Source organism: Kitasatospora sp. NPDC127111 (assembly GCF_042677465.1).
GTDB lineage: Bacteria > Actinomycetota > Actinomycetes > Streptomycetales > Streptomycetaceae > Kitasatospora.
Window position 1 is genome coordinate 1 of the sequence record NZ_JBHXTG010000122.1, and the last position, 15,877, is coordinate 15,877.

15 protein-coding genes and 2 pseudogenes are annotated in these 15,877 nt (G+C 65.0%); 7 read left to right on the top strand and 10 right to left on the bottom strand.

Going from position 1 to position 15,877, the window contains the following annotated elements; genetic code table 11:
* Positions 1-489: 489 nt before the first annotated feature.
* Complete coding sequence (locus tag ACFVHB_RS38415; RefSeq protein ID WP_380332187.1) at positions 490-957, bottom strand: hypothetical protein; 468 nt, start codon at positions 955-957, stop codon at positions 490-492.
* 255 nt (positions 958-1,212) lie between these two features.
* On the opposite strand from ACFVHB_RS38415, the gene ACFVHB_RS38420 reads away from it, so the two are divergent.
* Positions 1,213-2,589, top strand: a complete 1,377-nt coding sequence (locus tag ACFVHB_RS38420) for a tetratricopeptide repeat protein (protein ID WP_380332190.1) — start codon at positions 1,213-1,215, stop codon at positions 2,587-2,589.
* Positions 2,590-2,726: 137 nt separating this feature from the next.
* Positions 2,727-3,158 carry a hypothetical protein gene (locus tag ACFVHB_RS38425; protein WP_380332193.1) on the top strand — a complete coding sequence of 144 codons (432 nt, stop codon included), beginning with the start codon at positions 2,727-2,729 and terminating at the stop codon, positions 3,156-3,158.
* A 114-nt stretch (positions 3,159-3,272) separates the two neighbouring features.
* Here ACFVHB_RS38425 and ACFVHB_RS38430 read toward each other — a convergent pair whose 3' ends face one another.
* A complete protein-coding gene (locus tag ACFVHB_RS38430; RefSeq protein WP_380332195.1) occupies positions 3,273-3,656 on the bottom strand; it encodes a hypothetical protein in 384 nt (127 codons plus the stop codon).
* 832 nt (positions 3,657-4,488) lie between these two features.
* Between ACFVHB_RS38430 and ACFVHB_RS38435 the strand changes: the two genes are divergently transcribed.
* Complete coding sequence (locus tag ACFVHB_RS38435; RefSeq protein WP_380332198.1) at positions 4,489-6,000, top strand: SIR2 family protein; 1,512 nt, start codon at positions 4,489-4,491, stop codon at positions 5,998-6,000.
* A gap of 346 nt (positions 6,001-6,346) precedes the next feature.
* Here the strand turns inward: ACFVHB_RS38435 and ACFVHB_RS38440 are convergent.
* A pseudogene (locus ACFVHB_RS38440) lies at positions 6,347-7,356 on the bottom strand (IS5 family transposase).
* 228 nt (positions 7,357-7,584) lie between these two features.
* Here ACFVHB_RS38440 and ACFVHB_RS38445 point away from each other — a divergent pair.
* Positions 7,585-8,157 (top strand): SMI1/KNR4 family protein, encoded by a 573-nt coding sequence (locus tag ACFVHB_RS38445; protein ID WP_380332201.1) that lies wholly within the window; start codon positions 7,585-7,587, stop codon positions 8,155-8,157.
* A 7-nt stretch (positions 8,158-8,164) separates the two neighbouring features.
* Here the strand turns inward: ACFVHB_RS38445 and ACFVHB_RS38450 are convergent.
* A pseudogene (locus tag ACFVHB_RS38450) lies at positions 8,165-8,473 on the bottom strand (transposase); the annotation flags it as partial.
* Positions 8,474-8,911: 438 nt separating this feature from the next.
* Between ACFVHB_RS38450 and ACFVHB_RS38455 the strand changes: the two are divergent.
* The gene (locus ACFVHB_RS38455; RefSeq protein WP_380332204.1) at positions 8,912-9,838 is read left to right on the top strand and encodes a recombinase family protein; all 927 of its coding nucleotides are present in this window, start codon (positions 8,912-8,914) and stop codon (positions 9,836-9,838) included.
* A gap of 123 nt (positions 9,839-9,961) precedes the next feature.
* Here ACFVHB_RS38455 and ACFVHB_RS38460 read toward each other — a convergent pair whose 3' ends face one another.
* The gene (locus tag ACFVHB_RS38460) at positions 9,962-10,264 is read right to left on the bottom strand and encodes a hypothetical protein (protein WP_380332207.1); all 303 of its coding nucleotides are present in this window, start codon (positions 10,262-10,264) and stop codon (positions 9,962-9,964) included.
* 424 nt (positions 10,265-10,688) lie between these two features.
* Here ACFVHB_RS38460 and ACFVHB_RS38465 point away from each other — a divergent pair, with 424 nt between their 5' ends.
* Both ACFVHB_RS38465 and ACFVHB_RS38470 read left to right on the top strand, forming a co-directional pair.
* Complete coding sequence (locus ACFVHB_RS38465) at positions 10,689-11,069, top strand: hypothetical protein (RefSeq protein WP_380332210.1); 381 nt, start codon at positions 10,689-10,691, stop codon at positions 11,067-11,069.
* A 1-nt stretch (position 11,070) separates the two neighbouring features.
* Positions 11,071-11,961 (top strand): pentapeptide repeat-containing protein, encoded by an 891-nt coding sequence (locus tag ACFVHB_RS38470; protein WP_380332213.1) that lies wholly within the window; start codon positions 11,071-11,073, stop codon positions 11,959-11,961.
* 37 nt (positions 11,962-11,998) lie between these two features.
* Here the strand turns inward: ACFVHB_RS38470 and ACFVHB_RS38475 are convergent, their stop codons facing one another.
* The 5 genes from ACFVHB_RS38475 to ACFVHB_RS38495 all read right to left on the bottom strand — a co-directional run bounded on the left by ACFVHB_RS38475 (position 11,999) and on the right by ACFVHB_RS38495 (position 15,580).
* On the bottom strand, positions 11,999-12,700 hold the full coding sequence (locus tag ACFVHB_RS38475) for an NUDIX hydrolase (protein WP_380332216.1): 702 nt from the start codon (positions 12,698-12,700) through the stop codon (positions 11,999-12,001).
* 94 nt (positions 12,701-12,794) lie between these two features.
* Entirely contained in the window at positions 12,795-13,097 is a 303-nt protein-coding gene (locus ACFVHB_RS38480; RefSeq protein ID WP_380332219.1) for a hypothetical protein, read from the bottom strand.
* A 231-nt stretch (positions 13,098-13,328) separates the two neighbouring features.
* Positions 13,329-14,612 (bottom strand): hypothetical protein, encoded by a 1,284-nt coding sequence (locus ACFVHB_RS38485; RefSeq protein WP_380332222.1) that lies wholly within the window; start codon positions 14,610-14,612, stop codon positions 13,329-13,331.
* Positions 14,613-14,990: 378 nt separating this feature from the next.
* The gene (locus tag ACFVHB_RS38490) at positions 14,991-15,314 is read right to left on the bottom strand and encodes a hypothetical protein (RefSeq protein ID WP_380332224.1); all 324 of its coding nucleotides are present in this window, start codon (positions 15,312-15,314) and stop codon (positions 14,991-14,993) included.
* Entirely contained in the window at positions 15,311-15,580 is a 270-nt protein-coding gene (locus ACFVHB_RS38495) for a hypothetical protein (RefSeq protein WP_380332227.1), read from the bottom strand. Before ACFVHB_RS38495 ends, ACFVHB_RS38490 begins: the two co-directional genes overlap by 4 nt.
* Between the last annotated feature and the right edge of the window lie 297 nt (positions 15,581-15,877).

Sequence of the window (15,877 nt, forward strand, 5' to 3'; positions counted from 1 at the left end):
ACCCGGTCCCGTACGGGACCGGGTTTCCCTGCCACCAGCGGATGCCGGCCGCGGTGGGAGCGGCCGGCGGTTCACGGCGAGCTCGGCGTGCCCACGGGGGTGGGGCACGCTGCCCTGCCGCTACCCGCCCGGTGTCGGGCGGGAGACCAAGCGTGTGAGCGGTGGATCAGGTTCTGCGCCCGGCGGCGATGAACGCGGCGGCCGCGCCCGGGCGCGGCACGGTTCTCCTTCCAGGGGCATCGACTGACCGGACAAGAGCAGGAATCAGCCGGGCTCCGGTCGCTGGCCGATCAGCTCCTCGAGCCGCTTGGCCAAGGCCTCGACAAGGGCCGCCGGTGCCTTGCCCAGGCTCACCATCGGGACGCGGCACGGGACCGGCCGGGAACGGGTCTGCCTCCACCGTCGGCAGCTCGGTTCCCAGGCGCTTGAACACCGAGCGCAGCCTCTGCGCGGCAGCAACGGATTCGGCCGGGAGCTGGTCCGCGGCCATCACGCCACGACCAGGGCGGGACGCGGACGGGGACCGATCAGATGGCCGACGGCCCCCTCCTGGGCGTGGTGGAGGAACAGCACGGAGACCATCTGGTCGGCGGCCCAGTTCTCGAGCGCGCGGAAGCAGGAGGCGTCGAGAACCACGTCCTCGGTGTCATAGACCACGATGCCCCGCACCAGTCCGGTCTCGGCGATCCTCAGCAGCAGGTTCCACTGCTCGCCGGTGGACAGCCGGGCGTCCTCGGCGGACGGCGCGCAGTCCCAGAACTCGCGCTGAACGGTCCAGCCCCGCTGTTCCGCCGCAGCCCGGCAATCCGCCAACCGCATCGCGGGCCGGCCCTCGCCGGGCGACAGCGCGTAAACGGCGACCGGGACGGCGTCTGCGGCCAGGCCGCCCGGCGTGGAGGTCACGCGGTGGGCCTGGTCGGCTCTGGTGGACGCGGTGGTGAAGGCGGCGCTGGGCATGGCACTCCTCAACAACTGGGCAGTGGTGCCGTCCGGGGCAGGCTGACGGGGCTGCCCCGGACGGATCGTGCCGGGAAGCTGCCGGGGTGGGATGTGGCAGCAGCGCAGTCCAAAGGTGCTGTCCAACCGCGGGGTTGACGGTACGTTGGATGCGTTCCGTGGCACATGCAGTTCAACATCCGAGCGTCTCTCTCGGTACAGCCTTCGCCACGGAATGTGGTTTTCACGGTTTTCAGTCGAGCACGGGTGTGACTCATGACGGCATCTCCGCAGCCCAACACCGCACTGCAGCGGTTCATCAGCAACCACGGGCTGATGCTTGACGTCGTGGCCCGCAGCCACTGCCAGCAAGCCACCATCAACGGCGACCTCGATGTTCGGACGACCAAGTCGACGGTGTCGAACTGGTGCAGCGGGCGCCGGCGGCCGAAGGGCCGCACGGCTGAGTACCTGGCGGAGGCGTTGGGCAGCCTCACCGGTCTGGTCGTCACACTGGAGGACATCGGGTACGGCAGTGAGCAGACACAAGAGCCTCCGACACTGGCCCCCGACCCGATCGCCGCAACCTCCGACCTCGGGAGAGCCCTCATGGACACCAGCCGCCGGAACTTCCTCCAACAAGCTGTCTATGTCTCGGCCGCCCTGGCGCTGCCGCTGCACTACGACCACGAGGCAGTCGCCCGCACCCTGCGCGCACGGCAGGCTGGCGCACGGATCGGCCGTGCCGAGGTCGCCGCCGTCCGACAGACCATCCGGGCGTTCCGCTCCGCCGACGAACAGCTCGGCGGCGGCCACGGCCTTGCCGCCGCCACGTTCTACCTCACCGACGCCGCCACCCCCATCCTCCGGGGCCGATTCAGCGACGAGACGGTACGCACCGACGCATACAACGCCGTCGCCGAACTCGCCTACCTGCTGGCCTGGAAGCACCACGATCTGGCCCAGGAAGGCGCTGCCCAGCGCTACTACATGCTTGGCTACCAGTTGGCCACCGAGGCGGACTACGACGGGCACAGCGCGTGGATGCTGCGGGCGCTCGCGCACCAAGCCCTCAACCTCAAGAAGCCCGATCTCACCGTCGACCTGGCGGAGGAGTCCCTACGTCGCTCAGCCGGCCATGTCGACAGCCAGACCCGCGCCCTACTGCTCATCACCAGCGCCCGCGCCTACGGTGCAACCAAGCAGGGCACCAAGGCGGCTGCCGCGCTCCGAGCCGCGGAGGACGCACTGTCGAACACCGGCGACCCAGTGGCCGACTACGCCCTCGCTGTCGGCCCGGTCGCAGCCACGATTAGCTCCCACACCGGCAAGACGCTCTCCGAACTCGGCGACCACGGTGGCGCCGAGAGGCACCGCCGGACCGCTCTGGCCGGCCGGGACCCGGACGAGTTCCGACGAATCCACGCCCTGACCATGTCCGAACTGGCTGGCACCCTCGACAAGCTGGGGCGGATGGACGAGGCCGTGGCAGCCTGGAACAGTTCGCTCGACTTGATGGACGGTGTGTCCTCTGCACGAAACACCGCATCCATCAAGTCGATCGGCAGGACGATGGCTCGCTATCAGGCTCGAGGTGTTCGCGGCTCCGCAGCATTGTCAGAGAAGGCGCGGGCCGTACTGCTCGCCGCGTGACCACCGGCCCGCGGCCGTTCCCGTCGCCGGGTCTCGATCGCCGCCCTGACCTGCTACAAGCCCGGTGAACGCTCCCGACTGATCCACGGGCCGAGGTAGACCTTCCTCGGTGCGCTTCCCAAATGGGAAGGCCGGAGATGCTGGCAGAGGCGTTAGAGGTGCTGGCTGCGGCTGGCGGCACAGCGGTGGTGCAGGCCGCAGGGGCTGGAGGCCGAACGCAGCACCGTAACCACTCCCTCGCCCTCAACCAGCGCGTTATCTTCTTCGTCGCGCTGCGCTTGGAGACGGAGCCGTTCCTGGACGGCCTGACAGCCAGCGTGGAGCCACTGGAGGAGGGGATGGCACTCGGCGAAAATGGTCAGGTGCACGCGCTCGCCCGGGTTGCCGATCGTCCGCCAGTCAGCGCGTGCTTGGCGCTGGCCTTCGTCCAGTGGTGGCCGATCCTGGCGACCACTACCTTCTCGGTGCACTCACGGCTGGCGCCGGCCGGGGCCCACGCGATGCCGGGACGGCATCACGTTGATTTCCTAGCGTTTGACTTGGTTGCGCACCGCCAGCAGTGCGAGTAGGAGCAGAATCGGTTCAACAAACCAGGAGACCATTTCGATGTAGGTTCCGCTGGTGGTCAGTCCCTGCCCAGCGGCGCGGAAGACAACAGAGTTCAATGCAGTTCGAGTTGCCCTCTAAAGCCGCGGAACGGTGAACCTCTCGTTGGGCACGGCTCCGCTCGGTCCTTGAGGTGCGGTGGTCAAGCTCACTCGCTGACCGGCTGTAACCGCCGTTCCTTCTGTTTTCTCCGTCGGGTCGGTGTAAAGGGGGAGCCCGAACTTCATCAGCAAAATCACGGTCATCAGCATGGTCGCAATCAGCCAGCCCACGGCGCGCCGAGCACGGAGGCCGTAGCCGGAGACCAGCCAGTACGCCCACAGCAGGCCCCGCTCTGCGCGCGAGGTTCCTGTTCGGTCGTGGCGGCGCATCTCCATCTCGCCGTAGTAGAAATCCGCAGCGCCGGGCTCGTCCTTGTTGTCCTCGAAGGCCTTGCGGAGCTTCCGATACGTGGCGGCCAAGCTTTCCGGATTAGGGGGTGCTTTCCCGTGCGGGGGACGTCTGCCAGCCCCGTGGTGGATCGGGATTCGTGGCACTGGCCTGTGTCGCCCGCCAGTGGTGTTCCTCGGCCAGGGTACGACGGCGGCTCCACCGGTAGAGCCAGACTTGTACCAGTGCCAGCGCCAGTGAAAGCCGGTGGGGGTACGGGCGAAGGTACAGCTGCCTTCCAAGCGGAGTTGGTCCAGATGGAAGGCTCCGGTAAAGAGGAATTCCGGCCAGATCAGTGTCTGCCAGGACCAGGTGAGCGGTGTCTACTCCCCGGACAGACACCACCCGTACCTTGGGATTGAGGGAGTCCAGCAAGCTCTCGTCCGGCGCCTCGTCAGACCGGGCGGGGCGGGCGATGATGGCCACGGGAGAGGACAACACGGCGTCGCTAAGGTCCACTTTCGCGTAGCGCAGCCGAAGAGTCGCCGTTGCCTCCCATTGTGTCCGCGCGCAGCGCACTTCATGTGCCGCGATCTCCATCGTCGTCGGCAGCTTGAAGACATGTTCCGCATGGAATTGACTTCGCAGTAGTCGGTCTTTCAGGTTTCCGCGAGGGGCAGGGTGCGACTGTGGCCGGATCCGTCTGATTATGCGAACCATTGCAACCGGATAGTAAGCACGCCGCGGGCTCGGTGGCTTGGAAGTCTGTCGACGAGACCTTGGGGGCCGAGTGTGTCATGCTCTTCGCTTGCAAGGCAGCGGGCGGGTAGCTTCGGCCAGCTGCGAACCCGTCCATCATCTAAGCCGGCCCCCAACCCCGAGCTTGATGGTCCACAGGACCGGGGTGAGCCGACGGCGCGGTTCGTGGCGCTGACCGATGAGGTGACGCCAGGGGTGGCAAGCGTAGCCTTAGAAGGAGGAAGAGGGACTAGCCTCCCGGCAAGTGGGGCAGCCATGAATGCCATATTCGATAATCGTGAATTTGAGATACTCAAATCACTTGGGCGGGAATCTGACGACCACTTTGGGGTGTTGATTGGTGCAGGCGCCTCGATACCGGCAGGATTGCCCAACTGGCCGACGCTTGTGGCACGACTCCTGCATCTGTCCGGAATTGCCGAGGACGAGTCATCCGCTCGGCAGATGCTTTCGGGTCAGGACATTTTGCTCGCGACCGAGGTTGCCATCCACTCAAGCTCCAATCCGAAAGAGATGCTATATAGGGCAATCTATAATACGACAAGCCCGACTGAAGCTATGGGAATTTTTGATCCGGCCGCCTCGCACTATGAGCTTGCACGCTTAGCCGTGGACCGCACACCCAGCCAAGTTTCTTTGCTTACCCTGAATGTTGACGACCTGCTTGAGGACGCCATAGAGTCTATTCTCGGAAGCGGGAGCTACTATGCCCGCGATTCAGCGTCTCCGAGAGCCCGGCCCGACATGTATGAGATTCATCATCTTCATGGGCTCATTTCCCGCGATGCGACACGAATTAGTCAACGGGCGATATTTACGCTCTCTGACTATAATCGGCTCCTGAGATCCCGGACCTCCTGGCAGCTTGGGGCTTTTCAAGAATGCTTGCAACGTGGGCCGCTTTTGCTGTATGGCACGTCGTATGGCGACATCGAGATTAGGTGCTGGCTGGACGAGCTCTATGTCGGCGGTAAATCCGGTCTGCAGAACGTCTATACTATACTCTCCCGTCAGGGACTGAGCCTGACTATAGAACAGTTCAAGAGAGCTAAAGAATTCATACGCAGAAAGTGGCCTGGTGCAATCTTTGTGGATAGTCATGGAGACGCAGTTCAGGCGCTGCGAGAGATTCGAAGCATAGGCGATCAAGCATACAAGCCGCCGGCTTCCCGGATTGCAAATCACTGGCAAGTCGTGATGCGAAACTTTAGTGACTGGCAGGCTTCAGATGTCCAAAATCTTGAAAATGACCTAGCCACCAAGCTGTCGCACTGGGCCGGGTCGGCGGCAGCTCTATCTCTTTGGATTGTAGATGGAGGTGGCATGCTAGTGCAGTGGGCAGTTAGCGGGACGGTGCATACATGTTCGAGCGCATTGCGCCGAGTGCAGATTTCTCACGAGTCCTCGTGGGTTGAATGCGAGTCGCTATGCTCAGAGCGGATTTCCGTTAAGCCAGACATCCCCAGAGTGGGAAATATGCGCTGGAAATCGATTGCGGCATGCCCTGTCTTTGGGGCATTTCCCGGCGGTCCGGAGCTTGCTGTCGGTGCTATCAGCTTGGCCTCCGAGGAAAGAATTGAAGATCAGGACGTCGACGGGCTTGCTTACGCCATGGCAGACCTTGCCAACCATTGGAGGTACCGCCTGGAAGATCGTTTCCACTCTGCGGAAATGTAACGCTCGGCGCGGTTTTCACGAAGTGGCGTGTGTGTAGCATCCGCAGGTGGAAAGAAGCGCGCCATGAAGCCGACAGAGCACCACGCAGTCCGTGAAGTCAGGCCCGGGCTGTTCCACATCACTGTCCGCACCCGGCGGAGCACTGCGCCGCGCAAGCATGAGATTACAAAGCGCGAGGCTTCTGCTGCAGAGATGGAAGCGAAAACCGCTCAGCGAAGCGGGAAGGTGACCGATCGCCCTTAATTCTTTCCCAGGTGGCTGGCGACGAACCCCGAGCCGGCTCGGCCACGCCGTCGGACGGCGAACTGCGGGAGCATGAGCCCTTAGGAGCTGTTCAAGGTTCGGATCATGTGGTTGAGGTCAGGGACTTCAACCGCATGATCGATCCGCGGAGGTGCAGGCCTGCCGTGTAGCTCTCCGGGCTCTTGTCGTATCGAGTGGCCAGGCCGCGCCATGTCTTGATCTTCTGGAAGCACCGTTCGACGTGGTTGCGCCGCTTGTAGCGGTCGGGATCGAAGGTGACCGGCCGACCGCCCGCAGAGCCCTTCCGTTTCCGGTTGGCCGCCTGGTCCGCCTTCTCCGGGATCACCGCGGTGATCCCGCGTCTGCGCAGGTAGGCGCGGTTGGCCTTCGAGGAGTACGCCTTATCGGCGGTCACCGCGTCGGGGCGGGTGCGGGGCCGGCCGACCGGGCCGCGCACCCGGATCTTGTCGAGCACGGTCTGGAACTGCCGGCAGTCGGCCGCCTGGCCCGGGGTCAGCACGAACGCCAGTGGCAGGCCCGCGGAGTCGACAGCGGCATGGATCTTGCTGCTCAGCCCGCCCCGGGACCGGCCGAGTTCGGCTTTCGCGGCCCGGGCCTTGCGCCGACGGCGTGCCTGGGAACGAACCTGGTCGGGGTCGGACGTGTCGTGCGGTCCCGCTGCCTCGTCACCCTCAGCACGGCCTTCTGCCGCGGCAGTGGAACCCCCTTTTCCTCGGTCAGGGCCTGCTCGAGCGCGTCCAGGGTCTCCCCGGCGACCGCCAGCCCGGACGACTCGTGGTGGGCCCGCACGATCGTGGAGTCCACGCTGACCACCGTGAGCCCGACCACCCCGCGCGAGGCGGCCTCCGCGATCAACTCGTCCATCAGGAGTTGGAAGAACCCGCTGGCCACCCAGCTCCGGAAGCGGGCGTACACGGTGCTCCAGGCTCCGTAGCGCTCGGGGACGTCCCGCCAGCCGCTGCCGGTACGGAACCGCCACAACACCCCGTTGAACTGCTCCCGGACCCGCCGGGGCAGCGGCCCGGTGGCCGCCACCGGCACATGCGGTTCGATCAAGGCCCACTCGGCATCCGTCACGTCAAAACGCGCCACGACCCCGAGTTCTACCAGAGACACCAGCCCGGAACCGGGTCACTGCGAGATCCGAACCTTCAACAGCTCCTAGGGACCGGTAGCGGCCGGGCGGTTCCGGGACTGCGCAGTACCGGTGTCGGGGAACCTGGAGAAGGCCGGGGGCCCGGGAGCGCCTAGGCGTCGTTTCCTTTGGCTTAAGGTGGGGCCGCTCCGGATGGTGGGATGTCGCTCTGACAGTCTGATCGCATGGACGACTTTGCTGGTACCCAGGCACCGATTCGGCGTATGACCGACCCCGTAGAAATGGTCGGGGAGCTTGAACGCGTGGTACCGGGTCTGGCCGCCTTGCGCCTTCCGAACCCCAGCAGCATCAGCTGGCAGGTCGTGGAAGCCGGTCTGGGCGTGCCCTTGCCGGCCGATTTCAGGCTCCTGTGCGAGCTCTACCCGCCTTTCGTGCTCGGCGACTTCCTTGGCGTCGGTGGTCCGGATCCTGGTGGTGAGCACGCGTGGGTGCAGGGGACACGCGAGACGTTGGAGACCATCGAGGAGTGGTGCGAGGAAGCCGACCTGGCTGTGCCGCTCCACACCTATCCCGCCCCGGGTGGTTTGCTCCCATGGGCTGGATCGAATCAGGGGGACTTCTTCCTGTGGACCACCAGCCCGGCAGGGCCCCAGGACTGGACGGTCACCGTCGCCTCTCGGAGCTCCGCGTGGTGGCACTACACCGGTGGCGCCGTTCAGTTCCTGGCCGACCTGGTCAGCGGCGCACTGGAACCGTGGGCCCTGCCCAAGATCCGACCCAGCGTTATGGCCTGGTGAACGCCAATCAGACCAGCAGGCGGCGGAAGCAGATGAACATCGCTGCGATGCCGGCGAAGGCGAGGAAGTGCTCGGCCTTGCGCTCGTAGCGGCGGTGCAGGCGGCGGCATCCGGAGAGCCAGGACATGGTGCGTTCGACGACCCAGCGGTGGCGGACCAGTCGGTGGGAAGACTCGACGCCGCGGCGGGCGATGCGCGGGACGATGCCGCGTCCGCGCAGCCATCGCCGCAGGTGGTCGTAGTAGTAGCCCTTGTCGGGGTCCAGTACTGGTAGGAGTCTGTGATCGGGTGGCCTGAATTCCGCCCTGCGAGGACGCTGATGTCACTGTCAGTGGTCCCTCAGGTGTCAAATGACCCCTCCCAGGCCACCGTGGATCAGCGCTGCAATCTCGCCGACGACCTTGATCCCGTAGAAGATCATTCCGAGCACTGCCATGCCAGTGGGTGCATGAAGGCGGAGCCGGACGACCGCCCGGCTTCTTCGGCCGCCCGGCGTGATGGAGTGGCTGTCGTCTGACGAAATTCTCCCCAGGGGGGCCAGCACTGGTAGGAGTCTGTGATTGAGTGATCGGTGTTCCTGCACCTGACGGCTCATGGGATCACCGTGCGTGGTCGCTGGCGACGTACTTCCGTTGAGTTCCGCCAGCTCCGGCCACCCTGCCGTCGCGTCAGGTGCTGCTCTTGCGGACAACGCCTGTGAAGCCTGCGACGAACAGGGTGAGAAAAACCCAGCTGAGGACCTGGAGAATTAGGCTTGCGGCGAAGAGGCCAAAAGAGAGTTGAGTACCTGCGGCACTCCACCGACAAGCAGACCGACGCCCGCCAGCGCCACGCCCTGGCCCCGCTGCTGAACGCCGGCGCCCTCGTCTACGAGGACCCCGCCACCTCCACCCAGCAGCTCTCGCTCGACCGCGCCGGCTTCACCCGGCTGCTGAACGAGGCCGCCGTCGGCGACACCATCCGCATCGCCGACGCCGCCCGGCTCTTCCGCTCGGTGGCGGACATCCTCGCCCTGCGGCCGGTGCTGATCCGCCGTGGCCTACACCTGCGAGTCGAGTCCGGGCTGCTGTCCGGCATCGACCTCGCCTCCGACGACCCCGGCACCAAGATGATGGTGAACGTGCTCGCCGCCGTGCTGGAGTTCCAGCGCGACATGATCTCGGAGAACACCCGCGAAGGCGTCGCCGCCGCCGAAGCCTCTGGCAAGACGCTCGGCCGCCCCACCGCGCTCGACCCGGACCAGGCGGCGAAGGTGGTCGAGGCGTTCGGCGAAGGCACCGCCGTCAAGGCCCTCGCCCGGCAGCACCGGGTCGACCCGAAGACGATCCGCCGCGTCCTGGACGCCGCCGGCGCCCGCGAACTGCCCGAGCAGCTCGATGTCCTCCCGGACCCGGCCACCGAGCAGCAGCCGGAGCCGGACCCGGTGATCACCCTCGACCTGCCCGGCCTGCTCGCCGACCACCTGCTCGCCGGCGGCGACGAGACCGTCCGCACCGCGCTCGCCTCCGGCCGGACCATCCGCCGCGGCCAGGGCCACTCCCCACCGCACCGCGCTGCAGCAGGCCGCCGCCCTCGCCGCCGAAGCCGCCAGCTCCGCCGAGCGCAAGGCCCACCGGGTCTACGCCACCCGCATCACGGAGGCGACCTGATCATCAGCGGCTTACCGCTAACCACGTCCTGATTGATCCCCGAGGCCGTTGTCGAAGCGCACCATCGCGTCGCGAGTCGCCGAACTTCGCGAGCTGACTGACAGTAGCAAGGTGGTGCAGCTCGCCTACTGGTGGGCCAAGCATGGCGGATAGATTCAGGCCGAGGGCCTAATCACAGCGGTATGGCGGGTGCCGGCGACACCGAACTCTAGGACCATCCTGCCGTCGCGCACGATGAAGTCGCGGGCGTGGTCGGCGCCACGTTCGGCAAGAAAGTATCGGTATGCCTCATGCTCGGTGGGCGCGAGCGGCAGTGCGAAGAGGATCTCCCACAGCGCCTCGACGGCCTGGACGAGGGACTCGTGGGTGGTCGGCTTGGCGATGCCCTCGACGGTGAGGGCGTAGGTCGTGCTCAGAGTGTGCTCGCGGTCTGGTCTCCCCGGCTGCGGCACGACCATCGTGTCGAACTGAGATTCGATTACTGCCCGCCTGCTCGGGCTCTGAACCCCTCTTCCTGCGCACTCCTGTCGCGTCTAACCCCTGAGCGATCTCGCCGAAGCTTGATCGGTGGCCGAGCCGCCCCGCGCTTGCTACTGGGGTGTGCGATGGCCGGTCTCCACGGCCGCGTAGCAGCGCCCGCTCGGCATCCGCAGGCCTGCTACGGCGAACGATCGCCTGGCTCGGCGTCTCCCGCCGACTCAGTCGCAAAGCCGATCACTTCCTCGCCTCCACGGCCTTCGCAGTCACCCTCATCTACTGCCGAAAATCACCGACTCAGACATCCCCTGCCGGCCCAGTCGCTGCGGGGAACATAGGCGGGGAAGATGGAGGTGTAGTACTCCCGGTTGCGATGGTACGACGTGCCCCGCAGATCGGAGGACCATGATCATGGTTGCGTGGGCGGCAGGTTTATGGGGGTTGCTGGGCGCCGCGCTCGTGGAGGGATCAACCCTTTACGCAAAAATCTATGAAGTTGGTGGATTCCCCTGGCAAATAGATGGGCAGCCCAAGATTGTGCCCTATTTGGTGGCTGCCGCTCTCCGGCTGGGCCTTGGAATTGGTCTAGCTGCTGCATTTGCTGCCTCCAATCAGGTATCGGGAGCAATCGCAGCCGTCTCCGTGGGTGTCGCTGCCCCGCAGATCTTGAAGACGCTTTCCCAGCGATATTCGCGCCCCGATGCGGCGACTGACTCATCTATTTCGCCATCCGAGATCAATGCAGAGGTTCAGTCGTCGTCCTCGGCATCGAAGGGCGGCGCATAGGATGTCCGTTAACAGATTCATTGGCCTGGTCAGGCGCGAGCTTGCCGGAGCGAGATGTCGGGTAGGTATCAGTGAAGCACCTCCCGTCGGCTTCCTCGGTTGGCTTCGGTGTGCTCTTTCGTTTGAGCCTCTCTTGGTAACCACCTCTGGTGGCAATGTGAACGAGACGGGTTTTTTGCCCCTTCTCGAACCAGGTGCTGACCTTTCTCGTGTAGACCTAAGTATGGGGAGTTTTGCTGACGCTCACCTCATGGAGGCCAATCTGTCTGGCGCCAACCTGTACATGGCCGACTTTCACGGTGCACTTCTGAGTCGAGCCGACTTGACCGAGGCGAATCTGGAGAGTGCCAACCTAACACTTGCTAACCTGTACCGGGCCAACCTGACGGCGGCGAATCTAGCTGAAGCAACGATTGACTATGCCGACCTGAGGGGAGCGGATCTGCACCGTGCTCGCCTAATCGGGGCTAGCTTGATTGAGGCAAATCTAGACGGCGCGAACCTTGAGAGTGCAGACCTGCGCAATGCGCGTATGGCTCGCGCGCTACTTTACGGCACCAACCTTCGCAATTCAACTTTGAATGGAATCGATTTTAGCGGAGCTTATCTTGCTGGCGCTAACCTGCACGATGCGGACCTGACTGGGGCTAAACTGGACAGGGCTGATCTTCGAAGGGCTAACCTAACTGGCGCCAGTCTGAGAGATGCGGATCTAACTGATACCTTTATTGCTGGAGTTCACTGGTCACTTAGAACAGATTGGCCAGCAGAAGCGTATGTAGAAATCCGAATCCAATCAGTGGAGGTCGAGAACGAGGAGGGGGTCTTCCGAATCCTCGGAGATGAAGACCCGGACAGGGAGCCTGGCCGGGGGCCTGTACATGTGCGGTAGATCTGGGTACCCGTGCGGAGACCGGCCACTGCACGCGTCAGTTGTAAGCGCAGGCGGCTCGACCGCCGATCAGGCTTCGGTGAGATCGGTCAAGGTTCGATGAGACTGGTACACCCGCATGCGCGGTTATCCCATCCGGTTGAGGTGCGGCGACCCCGAGTCGATGCTCGGGGTCGCCGGGGCGTCTGATCTGAAGATCAGATCCAGGTGTAGTTGCCGTTCGTCCCCCGGGCAGCTCGAACGACGCCACGGGCGCATCCGGGCTCGGGAGCTGTGCGAGTGCGTCGCCGATCGGCGGGAACAGGGGCAGGTCGGCGGTCTTGCGGTAGTCGACCCACTCAACGTGCCCGACTTCGTGGCCGCCGTCGGGCAGCTCGTCGTACTCCTCGGTGGCGAGCTGTGCGCGGATCTCCGGGGTGATGTGCATCCGGTAGATCAGGTGCAGCTTGCGCGGGGACGGGGTCGGGCCGGGCCGCTCCAGCCGGGCATCCATCAGCCACAACAACTCGGCGCCGGCCACGTGCTCAGGGTCGAGGTTGAGTTCCTCCTTCAGCTCGCGGGTGAGAGCGTCCGGGAGCGCCTCGCCGGGCAGCACGTTGCCGCCGACGGTGGTGTAGTGCACGGAGTTCGGGCGCTCGCGGCGCAGCAGCGCAACCTCGGTGCCGCAGAAGACCAGGCCGCTGGTGCGGATCTTGATCTTGCCGAACGGCGTGGTGGTCGTCGCTTCGGTGGTGCTCATCGGGGTGTTTCTCCTCGGCGGGTGGTGACGGCTGGGACTTTCCCAGCGTGGCCTCCCGGCCGGACGGCCGGGAGGAGTCGGCGAGTTGGCGTCTCTAGCGTGCCCCGGGGAAGCCGTGGCGGCTGCGGGCCTCGGCCTGGGGGACGTGCTCGATCTCGACGCCGGTGAGGGTGAAGCGACGCAGGCGGCACCCGGTGGCGCGCATGACCGGGGCGAGGTGACAGGGGTCCATCTCCTCGATGAGAACGGTGGGCCGGCCGGTGGCGGGGTTCTTCCGGCCAATTGCTCCGCGCGGCAGAGGCACGGTGGTGTGCGGCAGGGGCGTGATGCGCCAGATCGGGCCCCGGATGGTGGAGAGGCTGGCCTGCCCGAACCCCCGCTCTTCGCGCAGGGTCATCGGCTCGCCGCTGGTGGCCGCGAGGCCGCGGAAGAGCTGCTGTGCGCGGCCCTGGTTGACGATCTGGCCGGTGTAGAGGCGCCTGCCCGCGCCCTAACCCTGCAGGATGAGATGGTGCCTTCACGGTGAGGCACCACAGATTCAACGTCCCATCCACAGGAGTGATTCGTTTGCCCCATGGCGCGAAGGTAGTCGGCGTGCCTCAACCGCGACTACTACTGCGTGTGAGGATCAGCTCGCCCGCGGCCCCGTCTCCCAGACCGTTTTCAGTTGCGGCACCAACCGTGCCCCCAGGTCATGCTCGGCTTTCGCCGACCGGGTCAACAACTTGCGCGCGCTACGGTACGGCAACTTATCGATCACCCATCCCCACGCCCGGCCACTCACCTCGTTGAGTATCTCCTCGCCGACGACCCCAGCGACTCCGCCAATAATGGCGCCTGGCGGTCCCGCCAGAACGCCTCCCGCCACCACTCCGCCCGCCACCCCCAGGGCTTTCGGCAACACGTCGACCATAATCTTCCGCTGGAAATACATCTCCTCACGAGTCGAGTCTAGCGATTTCGCGACTTTGTTAGCCGCTTCCTCCAACTCCTTGCGGGCGTCGGCGGAGTTCTCGACCCCTTCAGAAACTGCCGCTTTCCGGAGCGTTCGATACTTCGCGATCGCCTTTCTTTCCCGCAGATCCTTGGCGCGATCGAGCAAGACGTCCGGGCCTTCGTGATATTTATTCATCTGCTTTAGGATGAGAGGCAGGAACGATGGGCTCCAGGGCAACTCCACGTCGCGCCAGCCTTCCCCTGCATCGCGAAATCGCCGACTCAGCTCGCCATAGATCTCGGCTTCCGTCGTCGGCCCTGCATACTCCGCTCCGAGACCGGCAGCAGTCAGCATCCGACTTCGTTTCGGCGCGAGCATCTGGGGTGCCCCGGCCAGCTGAGCGTAGCCCGCGAACACCAGCTGACCGAGCAGGAACCGAGCGATTGCAGCCTGGTGGGCGTCGCCGCCAAGCTGCGGTTCCAGAAGCTCCAAGCTGGGCTCCCAGTGGTACTGGACCGCGGCGAGCGTGGAGAGGATCTCCTGGCCAACTGGCGCCTGCACCAGGGGCCCCGCAGTGAGCCGGCTGCTGAGCTGATCGATGGCAGCTCCTTTCACTACGGGGTATATGCCCCTGGCGTCCACATGTACCAGGGTCTCGTCGCCATGCGTGTTGAGGAGCTGCCCTAAGTGGTCGCGGAAGTCGTGCCATGCGTCGAACGTTGAGTAATAGTTAAAGGCAGGTATTTTTTCGTACATCACGATCAGGTCGAAGAAGCTCACCAGGGCGCCGACGTCGGACTCAATAGCTCCCCAGTGCTCGTTCGCCTCTGATTTGTCATGCGGCTTGCCTGCAAGGAAGAACTGTCCAAGGCGGAGGATCAGCGGGTCAATCACGACGCCCAGGTTCCGCCGTTCGAGCTCGGCCCAGTCATCGATCCCCGAGATGGTTATGCTGTAGGGCGTGCCGTTCGCCATGCCGTTCGCCTCTTTAACAATCTACGGATCGAAACACCCTGTAGTGCCAGTGAGTGCATTTCGGAGTGGCCGCCCATCCGGCTGTGGTAGGACTTCATGGAGTAACGGCTGAATATACCCTCACTCAGGGACTGGCCAGCAGTCCATGGGCTGCCGTGCCTACGGACTGTAGCCGAAATGGTGCAGGAGATCGGCTTAATCTGACGATCCACCCAGCCAGTCTAGGAACTGCTGATTCCCCGCGCGATTCCTGCGCGCGACGCAGTCTGCCGTATCGGCAGGCCAGCTGGCCCGGAGATAGTGGGCGCGCCCAGCAGAGCCAGACGCACGCGACGAAGCGCCCCCTGCCTGGTCAAAGCCAGGCAGGGGGCATCGTGTTCAGCGGACGAGCAGGGGGATGATGAGCGCGGCGAGGCCGGTGAGGGCACCAATGGTCGGGAGGGGCCACCGGCCGGCTTCAAGCCGGCGGAGCCTGTCCTCCTGGCCGAGGGCGACGTCCGCCTCGTGGGCGTGTTCGAGTTCGGCCAGGCGCTTGTTCAGGTCGCCCAGTTCGGTGCGGTGTTCACTGATAGCCCGCTCGACTTGGTCGGAGCGTTGGACGAGCAGGGCGATACCGCCCTTAACCTCGGCAAACCCCTCACCGACGACGCCGCGCAGGCGTTCGAGTTCCAGCGCGGTTGCCGGGTCGGAGGGTACGGTCACAGGCCACCCCGGGAGGACGGGTCAGCGTCGCGCGGGTCCGGCAAGGCGGCCTTCGGCGCGGTCATCTGAAGCCAGCCGGGGAGCCAGGAGTTGACCACGGGCAGGGCCATCAGGCGGGTGATCGCGGCGGCTGCGGTCAGCAGGGTGCCGAGGCCGGGCAGGGCGGACGGAACGCCGGCCGTCTGGACGAGCAGCGGTAGGGCGGCGGCGACGCCGAGCACCGTGGCGAAGACGGTCCGTACGGTGCGGCGGGCTGAGTCGGTCATGGTGGTGATCTCCAGTCAGTTGGTGACGGTGAAGTCGTGGCGGCGGCCGAGTTCGGTGAGGCTGACGAGGCCGGGGATGCCGTCGGCGTCCGAACCGCCGTAGCCGAGGGATCGCTGGTAGGAGCGGTACGCAGCGATGGTCCTAGGGCCTGTGTGATGTTGTGATCAGTCTCTGGGTTCTGCCCTCATTCGAGGGCAGAACCCAGTACGACTGTGTGTCGTGACGCGTAGGCAACTCACCGATGAGCAGTGGATGTTGATCGAGCCGTTTCTGCCGGTCGGCAGGTTCGGCCCGTA